Source organism: Amycolatopsis vancoresmycina, from assembly GCF_000716785.1.
Lineage (GTDB): Bacteria > Actinomycetota > Actinomycetes > Mycobacteriales > Pseudonocardiaceae > Amycolatopsis > Amycolatopsis vancoresmycina.
The window spans coordinates 76,190-97,837 of the sequence record NZ_JNYY01000002.1 but is presented as its reverse complement, the minus strand read 5'-3'; the positions used below and the strand labels follow the sequence as shown (position 1 = coordinate 97,837).

The following is a 21,648-nucleotide window of genomic DNA, read 5'->3' as shown; positions in this document are numbered from 1 at the left end:
GTTGCCCACAGGTTGTCCACAGGACCTGTGCACTTGTGGACAACCGTCGGCGCGGAATTCGTCGAACACCGAAAACGATTTGCCGCCTCGCGTATCCGGCGGTGGTGAACTGACGTCCCCGAAATGCGCGTCCCCACCTTTCGGGGACGTCACTTCAGCCGTCCGATCCGGCATCCGATCGGGTTATTCTCGGTCGTGGAATTCCCTGTTTGCCGGTCCACGGGAAACGCCTCGCCACCGATGATCGATAACCTGGCGTGGCCCGCCCGGCCGGGGCAGGTGCGGTGACGAGGTGAGGGGGCCGGGTGGTCTACGCGGTCGTGGTGGCGTGGCTCGTCGTCGCCGCAACCGTGGTGCTCAGCTGGAACCGCCTGGACACCGACCGCGGCTGGCGCGGCTTCGTCCTCACCCTCACGCTCGGCCTTTCCCTGCTCCACCAGCTGCTGTTCGCGACCGTCACCGAGGACGCGCTCGTGACGTTCCGGTACGCCCAGAACATCGCCGACGGCAACGGCCCGGTCTTCAACCCCGGCGAACGCGTCGAGGGGTACACGAACTTCCTCTGGCTGGTGCTGATCGCCCTCCCGCGCGCCGCGTTCGGCGCCGACGTCCGCACGACGGCCATCGTCCTCGGGGTGCTCGCCGCGCTCGGCTGCGTGCTCCTGTCCTGCTTCCTGGTCAACCGGACCGTCGCCGCGGCCACCCCGGACGGCGCCGAGCCGCGGCCGGCGATCGGGGTGGCCGCCGCGGTGCTCACCGCGAGCGCCGGCGGCCTCGCCGTCTACGGGGCGTCGGGCTCCGAAGTCCCGCTGTTCGTGCTGCTCGTTCTCGCCGTCGGCTACTCGCTCGCCGCGCGCCGCCCGGTGGTCGCCGGGGTGCTCGTCGCCTTCGCCGTGATGACCAGCCCGGAGGGCCTGGTGGTCGGCGTGCTGGCCGGTCTGTGGCTGGCCGGTGCGGCCCTGAAGCGGAAGCACACCTGGTGGGCGCCGGTCGGGTACCTGCTCGGTGCGCTGGTGTTCCTGATTCCCCGGCTGGCCTGGCGGGCGACGTTCTACCAGCACTTCCTCCCCGCGCCGCTGGCCGCGAAGCTCGGCGCACCGCTCGGCGCGCAGCTCGCCGCCGGCTGGCCGTACCTGTCCGGGTTCGCCCTGGCGCACCAGGGGTTCCTGCTGCTCGGCCTGGTCGCCGCGGTCGCGCTCCTGCTGCGCCGCACCGACGCCGTCGAGGCCCCGAACGCCGCCGCCGCGTCCCGGGTGGCGAGGCCCCAGGAACGAACCGGCACCGCCACCGAGGCCCGCGCCCTGATCGGCCTGCTGTTCGCGACGGCCGTCGGGCTGGCCGCCGCGGCCGTGGTGACCGGTGGCGACCCCGGCCCCTCGTGGCGGCTGCTGGCCCCGGTGCCGCCCCTGCTCGCCGTGGGGGCCCTCGCGGCCTACGGCGTGCTCACCGCGGGCCTCGCCGGGAAGCCGTCGCCCCGGCCGAAACCGTCGCCCGCCGGGACGCGGCTGGTCCCGGTGGCCGCCTGCGGGCTCGCCGGGATCGCGGTGCTCGTCTCGGTCTTCAGCCCCGAGATGCTCGACCGCGTGCGCGACTGGCGCGCGCACGGCATCGAGCTCGCCGAGATCGGCGGCTGGCTCGGCGACTACCTGCCGCCCGGCTCGGTGGTCAGCGCCGCCGCGCCCGGCGCGCTCGCCGCCCACGGCGGGCAGCTGCTCATCGTCGACGTCTTCGGCCGCACCGACGACCACATCGCCCGCGACGGGCAGCACGACGGCGGCGTCGCGACCGACTACGACTACGTGGTCAACGGCCGCCGCCCGGCCGTCGCCGTGCCGGACGCCGGCTACGGCGACCGCCAGCACTGCGCGATCGACCCGGTGTACGCGGGCAAGTACCAGGTGGCGACCTTCCGCCGGGTCGGCACGCCGTACTGGGTGTCGGTGTACCCGCGTGCGGAAGAGGCGAAGGCGCTGGTCGCCGACCTCGACAAGGGCCCGGACTTCCGCTACGTACCCTGTCCTTCGTGAAGCTCGAGGCCCCGGACCGGCAGCTGGGCGCGGAAGCCCGGCTCGGGATCGGGGTGTTCGGCGCGTCGCTCGCGCTGTTCGTGGTGCGGTTCCTGGTGCCGCGGCCGGTCGCGATGTCCAACAACGGCGACGGCGGCCGCGTGCTGTGCGGCGCCGGGATCACCTGGAAGGGCCTGCCCGAGCCGTTCGTCCACCTCGCCTACCGGCCCACCCCGGAGACGTGCCGCCCGACGTACCTGCTGACGCAGAGCTGGCTCGCGGACCTGGCCGTCCGGATCGGCCGGCTGATCGGCCTGCTCGGCACGCTGAGCCTGGTCATCCTGGGCCTGCTGAGCAGCGTGATCGCCGCGGCGGCCGTGACGGCGATCGTGCTCGGCCTGCCGCACCCGCGCCGGACCCGGCTGTTCGTGGCGGCCGGGCTCCTGCTGGTCGTCGCGGACTCGGCGTTCTTCGGCTACTTCGCGGCGATCCTCGGCGAAGGCGCGGCCTTCCTCGGCCTGCTGCTCGCCGTCGGCGGCCTGCTCCTGACCGCGCGTGAAGGCCGGTGGAGCTACGCGGGGATGGCGGTGACGTTCGCCGGCGGCGTCCTGGTGGTCAACGCCAAGGTCCAGACGCTGACCGTCCTGCCGATCCTCGCGCTGGCGATCCTGCTGGTCCGGCCCGGCGGGCTGCGCGGTGCGCGGCGGTGGGCGTCGGCGGTGCTGGTCATCGGCGCGATCGGCGCTGTCACGCTCTACGCGCAGCAGAGCGTCGAGCCCGCACGGGCGCCCGACGGCACGTACACCGAGTTCCCCGGCGACGACTCGCGCGAGATCAACGTCTTCAACTCGATCTTCCTGAACATCGTCGACGGGAAGCACGACACCCGAGCCGACCTGGCCGAGCTCGGGCTCCCGGCGTCGTTCGCGCAGTACGCGGGCAACGGCTGGTGGCACCCGCACCCGGCGACGATGGACCCGCTGTACCCGCAGTACCGCGACAAGATCAGCCGCCGGAACGTCGTGACGTACTTCGCGACGCACCCGGGCCGGACGCTCGGGGTGCTCGACCGCGCCGCGACCGACCAGCTCACCGCGCGGCCGGACTACCTCGGCAGCTTCGACCAGAGCGCCGGGTTCCCGCCGCACGCGCAGGAGCACCGGGTGCCGGTCGTGTCGTGGCTGACCGGCCTGATCGCCCCGCTCGGCCTGTTCGCGCTGCTGCCGATCTGGCTGTTCGTGCTGGTCAGGGCCTGGGGGCGGCGGCGGACCGCACTCGGTGTCCCGCTGGCGTTCCTGTTCGCCGTCTCGGTGACGCAGTTCGGGACGGCGGCGCTGGGCGACGGCATCGAGGGCACCAAGCACCAGTCCGTCGCGCTGTTCGCGCTGCTGATCGCCGTCACATTGTGTTCTTCCCCGCTGAACAGCGGTCAACAACCTACGGTCCCGTAACCTTGCCGGATGGCTGACCTGGTTTACCCGCCCGTGATCGCGGCGGCCCGGACGATGTTCCGGGTACTCGACAACCGCATCCGGATCGAGGGCGCGGAAAACATCCCGCGCCGCGGCGGCGCGGTCATCGCGTGCAACCACGTGAGCTACCTGGACTTCATCTTCTGCGGCCTCGGCGCGCGCCCGGCGAAGCGGCTGACGCGGTTCATGGCTAAGAAGGAGATCTTCGACAACAGGATCGCCGGGCCGCTGATGCGCGGCATGCACCACATCTCCGTCGACCGCTCCGCCGGGCTGGCCTCCTACCGCGAGGCGCTCGCGAAGCTGCAGGCCGGCGAGGTCGTCGGCGTCTTCCCCGAGGCCACGATCAGCCAGTCGTTCACCGTCAAGGAGATCAAGTCCGGCGCCGTCCGGATGGCCGCGGCCGCCGACGTCCCGCTCGTGCCGATGGCGCTGTGGGGCACGCAACGGCTGTGGACGAAGGGCCGTCCGAAGGACCTGACCCGGCGGCACGTGCCGATCTCGATCCTCGTCGGCGAGCCGATGCACCCGGCGAAGGGCGACGACTGGGACGTCGTCACGAAGGAGCTGCGGACCCGGATGAGCGCGCTGCTCGACCGCGCCCAGGCCGAGTACCCCGAGCAGCCCGCGTCCGACGAGGAACGCTGGTGGCTGCCCGCCCACCTGGGCGGCACGGCGCCGACCCCGGCCGAAGCGGCCGAGCTCGACCGCCGCTAGAACCAGCGCTCGAGGACCTGCGCGACGCCGTCCTCGCCGGCCGGCCCGGTGACCTCGTCGGCCACCGCGAGCAGCCGCGGGTGCCCGTTCTCCATCGCGACGCCGTGGCCCGCCCAGCGGAGCATCTCGACGTCGTTGGGCATGTCGCCGAACGCGATGACCCGCTCGGGCCCGACGTCGAGCCGCTCGGCGACGTCGGCGAGGCCGGTCGCTTTGGTGATGCCGTGCGCGGACAGCTCCACCAGGCCGCCCGACGACGAGTACGTGACGTCGACCTCCCGGCCGAACAGCGCGGTCACCGCGTCCGCCATCTCGGCCGACGACATCCCGCGGTGGCTCACCAGCAGCTTGATCGCCGGGTGCCCGAGCACCTCGGCGCGCGGCGCGGTGCGGCCTTCGCCGTCGCCCCACGGGTTGTGGTAGTCGGGCTCGATCACGAAGTTGCGCATGTCGTGGTCGGCGTCGGTGCCGACGCGCTCGGTGGCCAGCCGGCAGCCGGGCAGGGCCTTGTCGAGCGCGTGCGCCACGTCGTGGAGCAGTTCGGGCCGCAGCAGGCCGTGCACCGCGACGACCTCCTCGCGACCGCAGTCGTACAGGACGGCACCGTTCGCGCACACCGCGTACCCGGTCAGCTCGAGCGGCCCGGCCACGGGCGCGATCCAGCGCGGCGGGCGGCCGGTGGCCAGCACGAACGGCACACCCGCCTCGATCGCCCGGCGGACGGTCGCGATGGTGCGGCCGGTCAGGGATTCGGAGGGGCCGAGCAGGGTGCCGTCGACGTCGGACGCGATCAACTGGGGTCTCTCCACCCGGTCATTGTCCCTGACTCGTTCGGGCGAAGGCGTTCCCATCCGTGCGACAGCCGGTGGTGACCGATAGTGTCCGGCATTGTGCGAGTTGGCATCGTCATTCTCCCTGAAGATCGTTGGTGGGCCGCCGAGCCGAAGTGGCGCGGCGCCGAGGAGTACGGCTTCGACCACGCCTGGACCTACGACCACCTGGGCTGGCGCAACCTGGTCGACGGACCGTGGTTCTCCGCGATCCCGACCCTGACCGCGGCGGCGACGGTGACGTCCCGCATCCGGCTGGGCACGTTCGTGGCGTCCCCGGTCGCCCGGCACCCCGTCCCGTTCATGCGCGAGCTCACCACCCTCGACGACGTCTCCGACGGCCGGCTCGTCCTCGGCGTCGGCGCGGGCGTCGACCACCTCCACTACGACGGCGCGGTGCTCGAAGCGCCCGAGCTGACGCCCAAGCAGCGCGTGGACCGCTTCACCGAGTTCGTCGAGGCGCTCGACGGGCTGCTGATGACCGACAAGTTCGACTTCGCGGGCGAGTACTACCGGGCCCGCGAAGCCCGCAACCTGCCCGGCCCGGTCCAGCGGCCGCGGCTGCCGTTCGTCGTCGCGGCGAACGGCCCGCGCACGATGACCCTCGCCGCGCGCTTCGGCGCGGGCTGGGTCACGACGGGCAAGGGCGGCGCGACCGCCGACGAGTGGTGGGCCGGCATCAAGCAGCTCACCGAGGTCTTCGACCAGCGGCTGGACGCGGTGGGCCGCGACCGCGCGAGCATCCAGCGCCACCTCAGCCTGGACGCCTCCCCGGTGTTCTCGCTGAGCAGCGTGGAGGCGTTCCGCGACGCGGTGGGCCGGGCGCGGGAGCTGGGCTTCACCGACGTCATCTCGCACTGGCCGCGGTCGTCGTCGCCCTACGAAGGCCGCGAAGCCGTCCTGGAGCAGGTGGCGAGCGACGTCCTGCCAGAGCTGCACAACCGGTCGTGAGTGGTAAGGAGGGTTCTAACCCTCCTTACCACTCACGACCGGCTACTTCACGATCCGGTAGATGACCGCACCCGGGTTCCGGTACACGACCTGCAGGAAGTCGTGGCCGTCCAGGTGCTGCAGGCCGCGCGCGATGGGCGTGTCCCGGCGGATGGTGCCGCTGCCGACCAGCACGTAGTGGATGTTCAGCCGGCGGACGGCCGCCCGTGCCCCGGGGTCGGTGTCGTAGTCGGCGAAGTGCTGGGCCAGGTAGAGCGCGTCCGGCGGGGCCACGCCGGCGTCGTAGTGGCCGGCCACCGGGTGCACGCCGGTCAGGGCGTACATCCAGGCCGTGCCGTCGAGCCGGTCGTTGAGCACCTTCTGGTCGGCCGGGATGCCGAGGGTGCCGAGGTGGTCCATCGCGTCGATCTCGTCCTGGCTGACCGGCGGGACCACCTCGCCGGGCAGGCCGTTGTAGTAGAGCAGCGACACCGTCTTGGCGTTGGCCGCGCGGTAGAACCCGCCGGTCAGCACGGCCATCGCGACCACCAGCAGCACCGCGGTGGCGAGCCCGACGCGGCCGGTCAGCCACGGCCGGGCGCGCACCCAGGCGCGTCCGCTCGCGACCTTCGCCAGCCACCGCTGGGTCTCGCTCATGCCGTGCGCGGCGAGCAGGCACAGCGGGATCGAGGCCAGCGCCATCAGCCGGAACCGGTCGTTCCACCAGGGCCGCGACAGCGAGATGACCCACTCTTCGCCGCCGAAGCAGGCGACGACCACGAACAGCGCCGACAGCCCGAGCGCCGAGAGCACCAGCCAGCGCATCCGCCGCAGCGCGACCAGCGTCAGGACGCCGATCGCGAGGAACACCGTCAGCCAGATCTGCGGGACCGGCAGCACCTGCTTGAACGTCGCCAGCATGGCCAGCGCCTTCCACACCGGCATGTGCGAGCCCCAGGCGTGGTACGGGTACGAGCCGGACGTGAAGCCGATCGCGCCGAGGATCATCGGCGCGGACGCCAGCCCGGCGACGACCATCACCGGCACCATCCGCAGCACGTCGCCGCCGACCACCCGCCAGGCGCGCCTGCCCTCGGGAACGCCGTCGACGCGGCGTCCGCGCAGCGCCCGGTACCAGCGCTGAACCACCAGGGGGAAGGCGAACAGGATGGCGCCGAACAGGGCGCTGGAGTGGGCGGCGAGCAGGCCGGTCGCGCTCAGCGCCAGCACCGCGCCGGTGTCGACGCCCGGCCGCGCGAGGAACCGCTGCAGCGCGATCGCCGCCAGCGGCGTCAGCACGATGCCGAGCGCGAACGGCAGCAGGCCGCTCGACACCGATTCGTACGCCCCGGTGGTCGCGCCGCCCGCGACCAGCGCGGCGCTGCCGGCGAACACCGCGCGGCCGCCGAGCTGGCGCACCAGCGCGGCCATGGCCAGCGCGAACAGCCCGGCGACCGGCATGGTGATCGCGTTGAGCGTGACCGGGATCGACGTCCCGGACAGCTGGTAGACCAGGGCGCCGACCAGGTGGTAGGCGTTCGGGTAGAACGAGCCGTCCGGGTACCAGTTGATGGTGCCCATGCCGGTCAGCGAGCCGTCGCCGGTCTCGGCGATGTAGCGGATGCCGTTCGCGTGGAACACGGTGTCCCAGCGCTGGAACACCGCCGTCGTCCCGCCGCGGCCGGAGACGACCACGGCGATCGACACGGCGACGGCGATGGTGACGCACGCCGCGACGGCCAGGTGCGCCCGGCGCGTCCACGCCGGTTCCCCGGCGTCCGGCGTGAGCCAGCCGCGGGCGGCCGCCAGCCGGCGCAGGCCGTAGAGGACGGCGGCGAGCAGCAGGGTGAGCGCGGCCACGCTGAGCGGGCCGTACGGGATGTGCGCGATGGCCAGCCAGGGCCCGGCCAGGCCGGTGATGGCGTAGCTGAGCAGCGGCGCGAGCCCGGCCAGGGCCCAGCCGCGCAGGCCGGCGGCCCAGCCGACGACCCCGCCGGGGACCGCCAGCACGGCCAGGTAGGTGGCCACCGCGCCGAAGTAGCTCCAGAAGTCCTCGGGTGCAGGCACTGCTTTCCAGGTGTGTCGTAGGCCGAAATGTGATAGTCGGGTGCGGGCCGGGTTCACGACCTGCGTACCCTCGACGCCCGTGAGCGCGCACACGAACCCCGCACAGATTACTGAAGCCGATTTCGCAGGTTACGACCTCGTCGTCGTCGGGTCCGGCTTCTTCGGCCTGACGGTCGCCGAACGGGCCGCGGCCGAGCTGGGCAAGAAGGTCCTCGTCCTGGAGCGGCGCAGCCACCTCGGTGGCAACGCGTACTCGGAGCCGGACCCGGAGACCGGGATCGAGGTGCACAAGTACGGCGCGCACCTGTTCCACACCTCGAACAAGCGCGTCTGGGAGTACGTGAACCGGTTCACCGAGTTCACGAACTACCAGCACCGGGTGTTCGCGCGGGTCAAGGACCAGGTCTACTCGTTCCCGATGAACCTGGCCCTGATCAACCAGTTCTTCGGCAAGTCGCACACCCCGGACGAAGCGCGCGAGCTCATCGCCAAGCAGTCGTCCGAGTACGAGACCTCCGCCGCGCAGAACCTCGAAGAGAAGGCGATCTCGCTGGTCGGCCGCCCCCTGTACGAGGCGTTCATCAAGGGTTACACCGCGAAGCAGTGGGAGAACGACCCCAAGAACCTCGGCGAGAACATCATCACGCGCCTGCCGGTCCGCTACAACTTCGACAACCGGTACTTCAACGACACCTACGAGGGCCTGCCCGTCAACGGGTACACCGCGTGGCTGGAGAAGATGGCCGAGCACGAGAACATCGAGATCCGGCTGAACGTCGACTACTTCGACGTCCGCGAGCACATCCCGGCGGGCACCCCGACCGTCTACACCGGGCCGCTGGACCGCTACTTCGGCTACTCGGCCGGCCGGTTCACCTGGCGCACGGTCGACTTCGAGTCCGAGGTCGCGGAGACCGGCGACTTCCAGGGCACCTCGGTCGTCAACTACAACGACCAGGAAGTCCCCTACACCCGGATCATCGAGTTCCGGCACTTCCACCCGGAGCGGGACTACCCCAAGGACAAGACGGTCATCTTCCGCGAGTACTCGCGCTTCGCGGGCGAGGAGGACGAGCCGTACTACCCGATCAACACGCCGGAGAACCGCGAGAAGCTCGAGGCCTACCGCGAGCTGGCCAAGACCGAGGCCCGCGAGCGGAACGTGCTGTTCGGCGGCCGGCTGGGCACCTACAAGTACCTCGACATGCACATGGCGATCGGCTCGGCGCTGTCGGCGTTCGACAACAAGATCGCCCCGCACCTGACCGACGGCGCGCCGCTCGACGGGTCCCTCGATGCTTGAGAAGGGGCAGCCCACCGGAGAGGTGGCGGTCCTGGCGAAGGCGCAGGGCTTTCTGAAGAGTGAAGCTTCGGTGAAGGCTGCGCGCGGCATGTCGCACTTCGGCGAGCACGCGCTCGGCTGGTTCGGCCTGGGCGTTCTCGGCGCGGTCGTCGACAAGAAGCGGCGCAAGGACTGGCTGGTCGCGTCGGCCGGGGTCGTGGGTGCGCACGCGGCGTCGATCGCGGTGAAACGCGTGGTCAGGCGGCCGCGACCGGACCACCCGAGCGTGGAGGTACTGGTCGGCACGCCGAGCAAGCTGAGCTTCCCGTCGTCGCACGCGACGTCCACCACGGCGGCGGCGGTGCTCTACTCCGGATTGACCGGGCGTAACCTGGTGCCCGCCCTGGTACCGCCGATGCTGGCCTCGAGGCTCGTGCTCGGCGTTCACTATCCGACAGACGTTCTGGCCGGTGCAGCTCTCGGGGGGCTCGTCGGTGGTCTGATACGACGGAAGCTGAAGAAGAACCCATGAGCGAAACGACCGAGCAGCGCAACAGCGACGAAACTGCCGTGACGCCTGAGGCTCCGGTGACCCCGGAGGCAGTGTCACGTGGCCCGTTGGGCCTGGTCGGCGGCGTCATCAAGACGGCGCGGCCCCGGCAGTGGGTGAAGAACGTGCTGGTCTTCGCGGCCCCGTTCTTCGCGTTCTCGAAGTCGACCGACCGCACGGGCCTGCTGCTCGACGCGATCGTCGCCTTCGTGGCCTTTTCGCTGGTGGCGAGCTCGGTCTACCTAATCAACGACGCGATCGACGTCGAGGCCGACCGGGCCCACCCGACCAAGCGCAACCGGCCGATCGCGGCCGGCATCGTGCCGGTCCCCGTCGCGTACGGGGCCGCGGTCGTGTTCTTCCTGGCCGGCCTCGGCGTGTCGTTCGCGGCGAGCTGGCAGCTGGCCGTGGTCCTCGGGGTCTACGAGGCCGTCCAGCTCGGCTACTGCTTCGGCTTGAAGCACCAGCCGGTGGTCGACCTGGCCATCGTCGGCTCGGGCTTCCTGATGCGCTCGATCGCCGGCGGTGTGGCGGGCGGCATCTCGCTTTCGCAGTGGTTCCTGCTGGTCACGGCGTTCGGCTCCCTGTTCATGGTGGCGGGCAAGCGCTACGCGGAGATCATGCTGTTCGAGCGCACGGGCGCGAAGATCCGCTCGTCGCTGAAGAAGTACTCGGCGAGCTACCTGCGGTTCGTCTGGGCGACGTCGGCGGCGATCCTGATCATGTCGTACTGCCTCTGGGCGTTCGAGATCCGCCAGACCGAGCACAACTCGGTGTGGGCGCTGATCTCGATGGTCCCGTTCGTGGTGGCGGTGCTGCGGTACGCGGTGGACGTCGACGGCGGCATCGCGGGCGAGCCCGAGGAGATCGCGCTCAAGGACCGCATCCTGCAGGTCCTGGGTGCGACCTGGGTGGTCACGCTGTTCCTGTCGTTCTACCTGTGAGCGGCTCATGGCGGATCGACAGGTTCGTTTCAGGTGACGCACAGCTGAGCGGCGCACCCTGAGGTGGTGGGGGCGGGCACTGCGCCCGTCCCCGTGACCACAGGAGCGACCATGAACGACCAGCCGCGCGAGGAGAAGCCCCCGGCCGGAGCCGACCAGCCGACGGCGGTGCAACCGACGGCCCAGGGGAAGCCCGCGGCCCAGGGGGAGCCCGCCGCCGGCCAGGGGGAACCCGCGACTCAAGCGGTCCCCAGCCCGCCTGCCGGGCCCGCCGCCGCGAGCCAGCCTGCCGGGACCGCCCCCGGTGAGGGCGGGGCCGCCGCGCAGCCGCCTGCCGACCAGACCGCCGTCCACGGCCAGCAGCCTCCGCCCGCGCCGCCCACCCCGCAGCTCTCCCAGCCCGGCCCCGGCCAGACCTACGCCTGGGGGCCGCCCGCCGCGCGGCAGCCCGGTGGGTTCCGGCGGTTCGTCGGCCACCGCGCCACCCAGCTGGTCGGTGTCGGCGTCCTCGGGCTGCTGGTCGGCGGTGGCATCGTCGGCGGGATCGCCGCGGCGACCCACCACGGCCCCCGCGACGGCCGTCCGGGCATCCACCGCCAGTACGACGGCCCGAACGGCAACCAGGGCTTCAACGGCCGTGGCCACGCACGCCCGGGGTCCGGAGACGGCATCTGAGCTGTGGCCTCGGCCACCCCTACCTCGCTCAGATCACAAAAGCATCACGGGCGAGGTACGGTGTCCGGGATGCGAAGCGCCTCCGCAGAACTCCCCAAAGTCGCCCGCGCGCTGCCGGCGGCCGTCCCCATCGCCCGCTCGTGGGCGCTCCCGGCGGGCGCCGCGGCTGCCTCCGCGGTGGTGTTCGCCCTGGTCAGCAGCCATCTCATCGATGACACCTACATCACGCTGTCCTACGCGAAGAACCTCGCCTTCCACGGCCATTGGGGCCTGATCGAGCAGGGGACGGCGAACACCGCGACGTCGCCGCTGAACGTCCTGGCCCTCGGCGCGGTCACGTTCTTCGTGCGCGACGCCGTGCTGGCCGCCGGGGTCGTGTTCGTCGCCGCGCAGGTGCTGCTCGTGCTGGGCCTGCGCCGCCTCGGCGAGCGCCGCCGCCTGCCGCCGGCCTTCGCGCCGCTGACCTTCGCGTTGCTGCTGGTCAACCCGCTGCTGCTGTCCTCGGTCGGGCTGGAGGTGGCGCTCGGGGCCACCGGTGTGGTGTGGACGCTGGTCTACGCGCAAGAGCGGCACGCGGGACGGCTCGGCGTCGTCGTCGGGCTGCTCGCGCTCGTCCGGATCGACCTGCTGCTGATCGCCGCGGTGCTGTTCACGGTCCGCCGCGAGTTCTGGACCGGCATCTGGCGGACGGCCTTCGCGGCGCTCGCGGTGACGCTGCCGTGGTTCGGGTTCAGCTGGGTGGTGCTCGGCTCGGCCGTGCCGGACACGCTCGTCATCAAGATCAGCCAGCAGTCGTGGGGGCCGTTCAGCTTCACCAACGGCCCGCTCCTGTACTGGCGCAACTTCCCGGCCGCGGCCACGCTCTCGTTCCTGCCGCTGCTGCTCGCTGGCCTGGCCGGGGCGGCCTGGCTCGTCCAGTACCGCCGCGGCTCCGAGACCGCCCGCCGGCTGACGCCGTTCGCGGCGCTCGCCGCCGCCGGGGCCCTGCACTACCTGGCCTACAGCAGGCTGGGCGTGCCGCCGTACCACTGGTACTACGCGCCGAGCATCATCGGCGCGACGATCTTCGTCGCGGCCTGCGCGTCAGCGGTGCCGGAGCGGGTCCGCCGCGGGACGTGGACGGCGGCCGGCGCGGTGCTCGCGGCCGGCGTCGCGGTGTACGCGCTCCCGGGCCTGCCGCGCCAGTTCGCCCCGATCACCAGCAACCACGCGTCCACGACGGAGTACCGCGAAATCGGCCAGGAGCTGGCCGCGATCGCCCACGGCCGCAAGGTCGAGACGGCGGGCGAGGTCGGCGCACTGGCGTACGCCTGCGACTGCGAGCTGGTCGACGAGTTCTCCGACCGCGGCGCGGTCGACCCGGCGATCACCGAGACGAAGCGCCGCAGCGGCGACCTCGGCCGAGCGTTGCTGGAGGCCAACTTCCACAACTTCGACCACAGTGTGGCCCCGATCAGCCCGGACCTGGTCCTGGCGACAACCCGCCGCGCGCCACCGCCGGCGGCGCTGGCGAGCTGGCGGATCGATTCGCCGTGGATGGGCAGCCAGAACCTCTACCTGGTGCCCGCCCACGCCACCGGCGGCTAGGCACCCCGGCCGGATGTCGCGAATGACTCATTCGGGACATCCGGTGCCGCGAATGAGTCATTCGCGACCTCTGGGCCGCGCCCCCGTCGGGTCAGATCGGCAGCTTGCGGAAGATCGGCCGCGGGACGTGCCGCAGCGCCGACATCACCAGGCGGAACTGCGCCGGGGCCCACACCAGGTCCTTGCCCGCGCGGGCCGCGGTGACCGCCGTCTCCGCCACCTGCTCGGCCGTCTGCGCCAGCGGAGCGTCCTTCAGGCCCTCGGTCATCTTGGTCTTGACGTGCCCAGGCCGGACCACCGTGACCTTGACCCCGAACGGCGCCAGCGCCTCGCCGAGGCCCAGGTAGAAGCCGTCGAAACCGGCCTTGGTCGAGCCGTAGACGAAGTTGGACCGGCGGACGCGCTCGCCCGCCACCGACGACAGCGCGATCACCGTGCCGTGGCCCTGGGCCTTGAGCTTCTCCGACAGCGCGACGCCGACCGACACCGCCGCCGTGTAGTTCACCGTCGCCAGCTCGACCGCCTTCGCGTGGTCCTGCCAGACCTCTTCCGGGTCGCCGAGCAGGCCGAACGCGACGACGGCCACGTCGATGTCGCCGCCCTCGAACGCCTTGTCCAGCACGCCGGGGTGCGACGCCGTGTCCTTGGCGTCGAAGTCCACAGTGGACACCTCGGCGCCGCGGTCCTTCAGGCGCTGCGCGGCCGCGTCGAGGCGGGGCGACGGCCGGGCCGCCAGCACCACCCGCAGGGGCTTCTCGGCCAGGTACTTCTCGGCGATCGCCAGCGCGATGTCGGACGTGCCGCCGAGCAGGAGCAGGGACTGGGGGTTGCCCACCGCGTCGATCACAGTTCGAGCCTCCGGCTCATGTCAGAGGCGAAGACGCCTTCGGGGTCAACGGACGCGCGCACCTTGCGCCACTCTTCGAGCCGCGGGTACATCTTCGCGAACGTCTCGGGCGAGGTGCGCGAGTCCTTCGCGGTGTACAGCCGGCCGCCCAGCTCCAGGACGTCTTCGTCGAGCTCCTGGCAGAACCGGCTCAGGCCGTCCTTGATCGGGAAGTCGACGCAGACCATCCAGCCCGGGTGCGGGAACGACAGCGGCGCCGCGTTGCCCTCGCCCATGCGCTTGAAGACGTTGAGGAAGGACACGTGCCCCGACTCGGCGATCTTCCGGACGATCTTGCGCAGCGGCTCGTGCGCGTTGAGCGGCGTCGAGAACTGGTACTGCAGGAAGCCCTTCGAGCCGTACGCGCGGTTCCACTCGCCGAACATGTCGAGCGGGTGGTAGAAGGCCGTCAGGTTCTGGATGACGCCGCGGGCTTCCTTCGGCGTCTTGCGGTAGTACAGCTCGCCGATGGCGCCGAAGGTCAGCTTGTTGGCCAGGCCGTTCGGGAAGACGTCGGGCAGGGTCGCCAGCTGCGGGGCGTCGAACTTCAGCGGGTTCGCGCGCAGCTTCGGCGGCAGTTCGTCCAGCTTGGCCAGCGAGCCGCGGCCGAAGGCGGCGCGGCCGAGCTTCGCGCCGGTCGAGATCGTGTCGAACCACGCCGACGAGTACGTGTAGTTGTCGTCGGAGCCGTTGCTGACCAGTTCGAGCGTCTCGTCGAGGTTGTCCGTGCGCTCGTTGTCCGCGATGAAGTACGCGGTCTCGGTCTTCGTCATCCGGATGGTGGCCCGGACGATGATGCCGGTCAGGCCGATGCCGGCCACGGTCGCCCAGAAGAGCTCGGCGTCCGGGCCCTCCGGCGTCAGCGTGCGGATCCGGCCGTCGGCGGTGATCAGGTCCATCGACACGACGTGGTTGCCGAAGCTGCCCGCGCTGTGGTGGTTCTTGCCGTGGATGTCGTTGGCGATCGCGCCGCCGATGGTCACCTGGCGCGTGCCGGGCAGCACCGGGACCCACAGGCCGTACGGCAGCGCCTCGCGCATCAGCTGGTCGAGGCTCACGCCGGCGTCGACGACGACGAGCGCGCTGTCCGGGTCGATCGAGTGGATCCGGTTCAGCGCGGTCATGTCGACCACGAGGCCCCCGGCGTTCTGCGCCGGGTCTCCGTAGGACCGGCCGAGGCCACGGGCGATCACGCCGCGTGCACCCGCCTGGGCGACGGCGCGCGCGATCTCTTCCACGTCGGAGGTGGTCAGCACGTCGGCCGTGGTCGGTGCGGTCCGCGCCCAGCCCATGAGCGTGCGACGCTGTGTGTTGGGTACGTGGGTCACCCGACCAGGGTAGCCACGCCGACCGACGCCCGGAACGTGACCCTGAAGTGCTCGCTTCTACACTTTGCGCATCAAGGCACAAGCGCCCGCGCGGGTGACCGTGACTCAGGTATCGAGGTAATGCAGTGGTGGCGACCGACCCGCAAGCCGACGTAGCGGCTGCTCAGTCCTCCCCTGGACTTCTTGGCCAGCTCATCCGCTTCGCCCTGATCGGGGGCTTCTGCGCCCTGGTCGACCTGGGCACCTACACGCTGCTGACCCAGGTGGCCGGGATGGCCACCTCACCGTGGGTCGACATCGCCCGCGCTATCTCTTTCATCGTGGGCACGACCACGGCGTTCTTCCTGAACCGGAAGTTCACCTTCGCCGGCGGGCGCCGCGACGGCAAGGCGCAGGTCGGCTCGTTCGTCCTGCTCTACACCGTGACGTTCTTCGTCGCGGTCGGGGTGAACCAGCTGATGCTGCACGTGCTGCCGGAGTCCGCGTGGCAGCACACACTGTGCTGGGCCGTGTCGCAGGCCACCGCCACCGTGATCAATTTCGTCATGCTCAAGTGGGTCGTGTTCCGCGAGCCGTCGACCAAGGAGAACTGAGGAACCATGCCCGGTAAGACAGCTACCCCGGCGCCGACCACCGAAGCCGGCGCGGCCGCCGAGACGCGGTTCACCGAGCACACTCCGCAGGGCCGTCTGACGGCGCAGCGCGGGCTCTACGCCGGCCCGGCGCCGATCGTCAGCAAGGACCTGTACGCCGAGCTCGAGTGGGGCGCGGCCGTGCGGGAACGTGCGTCGATCACGCTCGAGCCCGCCTCCAAGGTGTCGGGCAACACGTACTTCGGCCGGTTCCCGGCCAGCTACTGGCAGCGCTGGACGACGGTGACCGAGGTCTCGGTCGAGGCCGTCGTCATCGGCACCGGCCTGCTGTCGATGGGCGCTTCCGACGTCGAGGGCGAGCCCCGCGTGGTGGCCGCCGAGCAGGTCAAGGACGCCAAGCAGGCGAAGGTGACGCTGACCGGCAAGCTCGACAAGTTCTACGACGGCGGCGCGCTGTGGCTCGACCTCGAGACCGAGGGTGGCCAGACGCTGCGCGTCGAGCAGGTCCGCTGGACGGTCGAGGCTCCGGAGAAGATCCGCCCGACCGCGGTGACCATCTGCACGATGAACCGCGCCGACGACTGCCTGAAGAACCTGCAGGCCCTCGCCGCGGACGTCTCCTCGCTGGACACCCTGGACGCGATCTACGTCGCCGACCAGGGCACCGACCTCGTCGAGTCCCGCGACGGCTTCGAGCAGGTCGCCAAGGACCTCGCCGACAAGCTGCACTACATCAAGCAGCCGAACCTCGGTGGCGCCGGCGGCTTCACCCGCGGCCTCTTCGAGGTGGCCGGGCACACCGCGACCGAGCACGCGAACGTCCTGTTCATGGACGACGACGTGCTGCTCGAGCCGGACCTGGTGATCCGGATGACGGCGTTCTCGAACCGCGCCGCCAACCCGATCATCGTCGGCGGCCAGATGCTGAACCTGTTCCACCCGAACCAGCTGCACGTCGGCGCCGAGTACGCCCGGCTCAACACGCTCGAGCCCGGCCAGCCGGTCGAGCACTCGCTGTCCACCGCCGACCTGCTCGGCGTGGACGAGGAGACGCTGAAGCCGAACCGCCAGGAGCGCCGCCTCGACGCCGGCTACAACGGCTGGTGGTCGTGCCTGATCCCCTACGAGGTCGTCCAGGCGACCGGCTACCCGCTGCCGTTCTTCTTCCAGTGGGACGACGCCGAGTACTCCTACCGGGCCCGCGCGCACGGCTTCCCGACCGTCACCCTGCCGGGTGCGGGCGTGTGGCACGCGGACTTCCACATGAAGGACTGGGACGAGTGGCACCGGTACTTCAACCTGCGCAACTCGATCATCACCGCGGCGCTGCACTCGCCGTTCAACCTGAACCTGCTCTCGCGGGTGCTGATCGCGCAGCTGATCCGCTACCTGCTCGGCATGCAGTACGGCCTGTCGGCGACGCTGATCAAGGCCGTCGAGGACTTCCTGAAGGGCCCGGAAGTCCTGCGTGACGGCGGGGTCGAGGCGATGAAGGAGATCCGCCGCATCCGCGACGAGTTCCCGGAGACCAAGCGCCACAAGGCGACCGACGTCCCGGGCATCGCGTCCAACGACATCGGCATCATCAACAGCGCGCCGCGGCCCAGCATGCAGCGCCTGGTGCTGATCAAGCGGATCCTCGACCGGGTCCTCGGCCGCAGCCGCTTCGGGCTCGGCGCGGTGCCGATCGACGAGGCGAACTGGTGGCACATCGCGCTGTTCGACACCGCGGTCGTCACCGACGCGAGCCAGGAGGGCGTCCGCGTCCGGTCCTACGACCGGGTGAAGATGTTCGCGCTGGCCAAGCAGGGCGCGCGGGTCATCCAGCGGCTGCGCAAGGAAGGCGCGGCGGTCCAGGAGCAGTACAAGCGGGCCATGCCGGAGCTCACCTCGCGCGAGAACTGGAAGCGCCTGTACAAGCTCTGAGCGTTCTCTCGGGGAGGCCGTCTCACGTACGTCGTGAGGCGGCCTTCGCCGTATCAGGCGTGCAGCCCGAAGACTTTGCTCTTGCGGTTGAGGTCGTCGATGTAGGCGGCGGCGACGTGCGCGAAGTTGACCGCGACCACCGAATCGTCCTTGGTGGTCACCGATTCGACGGCGCCGGCCTTGACGAGCTGGGTGAGCCTGCCGGCCAGCTTCCCGGATTCTTCGGTGGTCAGCGCGAACAGCAGTGGTTCGCCGCCGGTGGCGAGGTGCAGGACGAGGGCGGGTTTCGTGTCGGCCATGCGTCCATCGGACCAGCGGCGATCTTGCCCCGGCAAGGGGGTTCGCTGAGGGCGGAGCTACGGTTTTCGCGAAGGCCGGACTCATCCGCGGGGGGTTGGAAGCGAATGCCGCACTCGTTCTCGCTGTCGCTGGCAGCGGTGGACATCCTGCTGGAACAGCTCGGGCTCGGCCGCGCGCCGACGCCGTTCGAGGTCCCGCACGTCGGCACGACGGTCGAGCAGCGCGCGATGATCCGCGACGCCGTCGTCCGCGACCTGACCGGCCGCGGCCTGTGGAGCCGGGGGCGCCTGGACGCGGACGCCGAGCTGGCGCTGGCGACGTTCGTCCGCGGCAGCGTGACGATCAGCGCGGCCGCCGAGCTGGGCGACCGCCACCTGTTCGCCAGGGTGGCGTCCGACGGCCAGTTCGCGGTCCTCGCCCACCAGAAGGAGAACCTGATCGTCTTCGAGGAGGTCCGCCCGACGGGCATCGTCCCGGCGATCGTCGACCTCCTCCCGCTGACCCCGGCCGCACCCGGCCAGTCGGTGACGATCTCCCGCCCGGCCCAGCAGCCCCGCCACCAGCGCCGCGACGACGCGTACGACCCGTTCGCCGACGTCAGCGCCCCGCGCTCGCACAGCGGCAGCGGCGGCCCGCAGGTCCGCATGATCGAGCGGGTGTTCCAGGAGCCGAAGAAGCGCGTGGGCCAGTTCACGGCCCAGACCCGCGGAGCCACGTACCCACCCCTGGCCTGGTTCGACACCCCGAGCGGCCGCTGGCTGATGTCCTCACGGGCAGCCGCGGACGGCCAGCGCTGGATCACCTACGCCCCGGCCGACAACGCCCGCCTGGCCCAGCAGCTGTACGCCCAGCTCGAAGGGCAGTTCTGAGGTCAGGGGAACCGCGCGGGCGCCCGGTGCGTCCGAAGTGAAGATCGGTGAACAGCGGTTGCGCTGGGTGCCCGGCTAGTAGACTCCCGGGTGCACACGCACGGGCGAAGCGATTCGGGGTGGAACAGCGATGCTGATAGCTGACGGCGGGGGCGGCGGCTCGATTTCGGACATCGTCAACCCGCTTTCGTCCGGCGCCATGGGCGCCGCGGTGCAGGCCGCCAAGGAGCAAACCGACCGGCTGGTCGCCGCGGCCGCGAGCGGCGGCTTCAGGATCACGGCGGAGGGCGTGAAGCCGCTCCGGGATGCGCTCACCGCATTGGTGAAGGACCTCGACGGCCTCGGGCACAAGGTCTACGCGCTGGACCAAGCGCCCCAGCTCGGTAGCCACCCGTACGGGCAGACCGTCGCCTCGCACGACCAGAAGAGCGCCACCGAAGCCAGCGGATCGGCGCGGGCCGTGCTGAACCAGCTCCGGGAAGTGGCCACGCAGGCCGACCAGGCGCTGGCCAGAGCAGCCGGGCTCTACACCGGAACCGAAGACGACGCCTTCTCCGCGCTCAAGACCAAGCAGGCCTGAGGTAATGACGAAACTCCTCGTTCGCATCATCCTCCCGCTCGTAGTCGGCGGGGCTCTGCTGGGCGGGTGCACCACCACCAAGGGTGGCACGGCATCACCGGCGCAGTCGCCGTCGGCGGGCGAGTCGAAGCCGTCGGAAAGCACTTCGTCCGGCGGCGGGGGCACCCAGTCGATCACCGACCCCTGCTCGCTCCTCGAAATGGGCGATCTGAGCAGCTACGGCCAGTTCGATCCGCCGGAGAACGGCAAGATCGGCTCGGCCAGGGCGTGCACCTACCAGAAGCAGATCGCCTCGGCGAGCGACAAGTCCATGGTGATCGGGGCGAACGTCCGCGACAACGCCTCGATCGATCAGGTCAGGGACACCGGCCGTGGCGTGGTCGACAAGGAGATCAACGGCCGGAAGGCGAAGGAGTCGCCCGACGGCGCCGCTCCCGGGTGCACCTTGGCGCTGGCCGTCGGTGACTCGTCCCGGGTGGACGTGGAGGTCACGGCGGTCGCCTCGTCGGACGAAGCCTGCCAGGTCGCCGAGGCGGTCGCGAAGGCCGCTGTCGAACCGCGGTTGCCGAAGGGATAGGGGACCCAGATGACCACGCGACAGAGCCCGCGGCCGCCGAAGACCCCGGACAAGACGCCCCAGGAAGTGCAGGACATGGCGCCCGCCGAGCGGGATGCCTACCTGCAGCAGAAGGCCGAAGAAGGCGTCGACCCCAGCAGCTGGCTGTTCGGCCCGATCCAGCAGTGGATGGCCCAGGCGCGGGCGAAGAACCAGGCCCAGCAGATGGGCGACAAGAACGTCAAGGACGCCACCCAGGGCCGCGACGTCGAGTACGTCCAGGGCCTGCACGCCCCGAACGCCGACTACAAGGGCACGGACCACGCCCAGCTGCAGGCGTTCCTCCAGAGCAACCTGGACGTCGAGCAGGTGTCCGAGGTCTCGACCGCCTACCACCAGGTCCACCAGGTCTTCGACAAGTTCGCGCAGTCGATGAACACCGCCGTCAACGCGTCCAAGGGCACCTGGGAAGGCACCGCGGCCGACAACGCGCAGCAGTACTTCACCAGCCTCAGCAAGTGGTCCGACGCCAACTCGCAGAACGCCAAGCTGGCCTCCGAGACCATCTACGACCAGGGCCAGGCCGCCGCCACGGCGAAGAACTCCATGCCCGCTCCCATTCCCTTCAGCTGGACCGACGAGTTCAAGGGCTGGGCGACGTCGAACCCGTTCAACCTGGCCGACAACGTCGACAAGTCCATCCAGAAGCAGAAGGACAGCCAGGCCGCGCACGACGAGGCCGCCGGTGTCATGGCGACCTACGACAAGAACCTCTACGAGGCCGCCTCCAAGCAGCCCGCCTTCGCGCCGCCGCCGAGCTTCAGCACCGGTGGGGGCAGCGGGGATCCCAACGGCACCGGTGACAAGAACGGCATCAACACCCCCTCCAGCGTCAACACGCCGGGCTCGCACTCGGTGAACACGCCGGGCGGCAACGCACAGGGCTTCGTGTCCGGCAACCCCTCCGGGCCGCTCGGCGGGCCGGCCGGGCACAGCTTCTCCGGGCCCGGGTCGACCACCGGGTCCGGGTTCGTCCCGGCCGGTGGCACCACGCCGTCCAGCTTCACGCCCAGTTCGATCCCGGCGGCGTCGACGTCGAACCCGAACCAGCAGTTCAACGGCATGCCGCCGATGAGCCCGATGCCCATGGGCGGGATGAACTTCGGTGGCGACGAGGCCTACAACTCCAAGGTCGGCGGCGGTGGCGGGCGCGGCGGCGGTGGCTTCGGCCCCGGTGGCGCGGGCGCCGGGAACGCGACCGGCGCGGGCGCCGCGTCGGGTGCGGCCCGGCCCGGCGGGATCGGGGCCGCCGAAGCGGCTGCCGGACGCGGTATGGGCGGTCTCGGCGCCGGGACGGCCGGTCGTGGCGGCATGAGCCCCGGTGGTGGCCTCGGTCGCGGCCAGAAGGGCGAAGGCGACGAGGACACCGAGCACTCGCGGCCGACCTACCTGGTCGAGGGTGACCCCGACGAGGTCTTCGGCACCGACATGCGCACCGCGCCCCCGGTCATCGGGGAATGAGACGAAGGAAGGGGCCCCCGCGGGGGCCC

The 21,648-nt window shown here is 71.0% G+C and carries 20 protein-coding genes; 15 read left to right on the top strand and 5 right to left on the bottom strand.

The genetic code is table 11. The annotated features are described in order from the left end of the window. Positions 1-305 precede the first annotated feature (305 nt). The 3 genes from OO60_RS06000 to OO60_RS05990 are packed head-to-tail and all read left to right on the top strand — an operon-like array spanning position 306 to position 4,195. The gene (locus OO60_RS06000; protein WP_003096459.1) at positions 306-2,027 is read left to right on the top strand and encodes a hypothetical protein; all 1,722 of its coding nucleotides are present in this window, start codon (positions 306-308) and stop codon (positions 2,025-2,027) included. Beyond that, entirely contained in the window at positions 2,024-3,457 is a 1,434-nt protein-coding gene (wsfD, locus tag OO60_RS05995; protein ID WP_003096457.1) for a glycan biosynthesis hexose transferase WsfD, read from the top strand. Before OO60_RS06000 ends, wsfD begins: the two co-directional genes overlap by 4 nt. A gap of 9 nt (positions 3,458-3,466) precedes the next feature. Continuing rightward, positions 3,467-4,195, top strand: coding sequence for a lysophospholipid acyltransferase family protein (locus OO60_RS05990; protein ID WP_003096456.1), 729 nt, complete (start codon positions 3,467-3,469; stop codon positions 4,193-4,195). Here the strand turns inward: OO60_RS05990 and OO60_RS05985 are convergent. Next, positions 4,192-4,989, bottom strand: coding sequence for an HAD family hydrolase (locus OO60_RS05985; protein WP_003096454.1), 798 nt, complete (start codon positions 4,987-4,989; stop codon positions 4,192-4,194). The genes OO60_RS05990 and OO60_RS05985 overlap by 4 nt on opposite strands. A 96-nt stretch (positions 4,990-5,085) precedes the next feature. Between OO60_RS05985 and OO60_RS05980 the strand changes: the two genes are divergently transcribed. Beyond that, the gene (locus OO60_RS05980; RefSeq protein WP_003096452.1) at positions 5,086-5,976 is read left to right on the top strand and encodes an LLM class flavin-dependent oxidoreductase; all 891 of its coding nucleotides are present in this window, start codon (positions 5,086-5,088) and stop codon (positions 5,974-5,976) included. Between the two features lie 42 nt (positions 5,977-6,018). Here OO60_RS05980 and OO60_RS05975 read toward each other — a convergent pair whose 3' ends face one another. Then, on the bottom strand, positions 6,019-8,022 hold the full coding sequence (locus tag OO60_RS05975; RefSeq protein ID WP_033260991.1) for a DUF6541 family protein: 2,004 nt from the start codon (positions 8,020-8,022) through the stop codon (positions 6,019-6,021). Between the two features lie 79 nt (positions 8,023-8,101). On the opposite strand from OO60_RS05975, the gene glf reads away from it, so the two are divergent. From glf to OO60_RS05950, 5 genes are all read left to right on the top strand, one after another. After that, on the top strand, positions 8,102-9,325 hold the full coding sequence (gene glf / locus OO60_RS05970) for a UDP-galactopyranose mutase (RefSeq protein WP_003083948.1): 1,224 nt from the start codon (positions 8,102-8,104) through the stop codon (positions 9,323-9,325). After that, positions 9,318-9,836, top strand: a complete 519-nt coding sequence (locus tag OO60_RS05965) for a phosphatase PAP2 family protein (protein ID WP_033260990.1) — start codon at positions 9,318-9,320, stop codon at positions 9,834-9,836. Before glf ends, OO60_RS05965 begins: the two co-directional genes overlap by 8 nt. Further along, entirely contained in the window at positions 9,833-10,798 is a 966-nt protein-coding gene (locus OO60_RS05960) for a decaprenyl-phosphate phosphoribosyltransferase (RefSeq protein WP_003083942.1), read from the top strand. Before OO60_RS05965 ends, OO60_RS05960 begins: the two co-directional genes overlap by 4 nt. 111 nt (positions 10,799-10,909) lie before the next feature. After that, entirely contained in the window at positions 10,910-11,473 is a 564-nt protein-coding gene (locus OO60_RS05955; protein WP_003083939.1) for a hypothetical protein, read from the top strand. Between the two features lie 69 nt (positions 11,474-11,542). Next, complete coding sequence (locus OO60_RS05950; RefSeq protein ID WP_003083931.1) at positions 11,543-13,060, top strand: hypothetical protein; 1,518 nt, start codon at positions 11,543-11,545, stop codon at positions 13,058-13,060. Positions 13,061-13,151: 91 nt separating this feature from the next. Here OO60_RS05950 and dprE2 read toward each other — a convergent pair whose 3' ends face one another. Together dprE2 and dprE1 are read right to left on the bottom strand one after the other, a co-directional pair. Beyond that, positions 13,152-13,907 carry a decaprenylphospho-beta-D-erythro-pentofuranosid-2-ulose 2-reductase gene (gene dprE2 / locus OO60_RS05945; protein ID WP_003083929.1) on the bottom strand — a complete coding sequence of 252 codons (756 nt, stop codon included), beginning with the start codon at positions 13,905-13,907 and terminating at the stop codon, positions 13,152-13,154. Then, positions 13,904-15,238, bottom strand: a complete 1,335-nt coding sequence (gene dprE1, locus OO60_RS05940; protein WP_003083927.1) for a decaprenylphosphoryl-beta-D-ribose oxidase — start codon at positions 15,236-15,238, stop codon at positions 13,904-13,906. Before dprE1 ends, dprE2 begins: the two co-directional genes overlap by 4 nt. Positions 15,239-15,399: 161 nt before the next feature. Between dprE1 and OO60_RS05935 the strand changes: the two genes are divergently transcribed. Both OO60_RS05935 and OO60_RS05930 read left to right on the top strand, forming a co-directional pair. Then, positions 15,400-15,867, top strand: coding sequence for a GtrA family protein (locus OO60_RS05935; protein ID WP_003083924.1), 468 nt, complete (start codon positions 15,400-15,402; stop codon positions 15,865-15,867). A 6-nt stretch (positions 15,868-15,873) separates the two neighbouring features. Continuing rightward, complete coding sequence (locus OO60_RS05930) at positions 15,874-17,793, top strand: glycosyltransferase (RefSeq protein ID WP_003083921.1); 1,920 nt, start codon at positions 15,874-15,876, stop codon at positions 17,791-17,793. Positions 17,794-17,846: 53 nt separating this feature from the next. Here the strand turns inward: OO60_RS05930 and OO60_RS05925 are convergent, their stop codons facing one another. Then, on the bottom strand, positions 17,847-18,092 hold the full coding sequence (locus OO60_RS05925) for a hypothetical protein (protein ID WP_003083918.1): 246 nt from the start codon (positions 18,090-18,092) through the stop codon (positions 17,847-17,849). Positions 18,093-18,197: 105 nt separating this feature from the next. Between OO60_RS05925 and OO60_RS05920 the strand changes: the two genes are divergently transcribed. From OO60_RS05920 to OO60_RS05905, 4 genes are all read left to right on the top strand, one after another. Further along, positions 18,198-18,962: an ESX secretion-associated protein EspG gene (locus OO60_RS05920; RefSeq protein WP_003083915.1), complete on the top strand. Its 765-nt coding sequence runs from the start codon at positions 18,198-18,200 to the stop codon at positions 18,960-18,962. Positions 18,963-19,092: 130 nt separating this feature from the next. Continuing rightward, positions 19,093-19,542 carry a hypothetical protein gene (locus tag OO60_RS05915; protein WP_003083912.1) on the top strand — a complete coding sequence of 150 codons (450 nt, stop codon included), beginning with the start codon at positions 19,093-19,095 and terminating at the stop codon, positions 19,540-19,542. Between the two features lie 4 nt (positions 19,543-19,546). After that, entirely contained in the window at positions 19,547-20,119 is a 573-nt protein-coding gene (locus OO60_RS45745; protein WP_003083909.1) for a DUF3558 family protein, read from the top strand. A gap of 9 nt (positions 20,120-20,128) precedes the next feature. Continuing rightward, positions 20,129-21,619: a hypothetical protein gene (locus tag OO60_RS05905; protein ID WP_033260988.1), complete on the top strand. Its 1,491-nt coding sequence runs from the start codon at positions 20,129-20,131 to the stop codon at positions 21,617-21,619. Positions 21,620-21,648 lie beyond the last annotated feature (29 nt).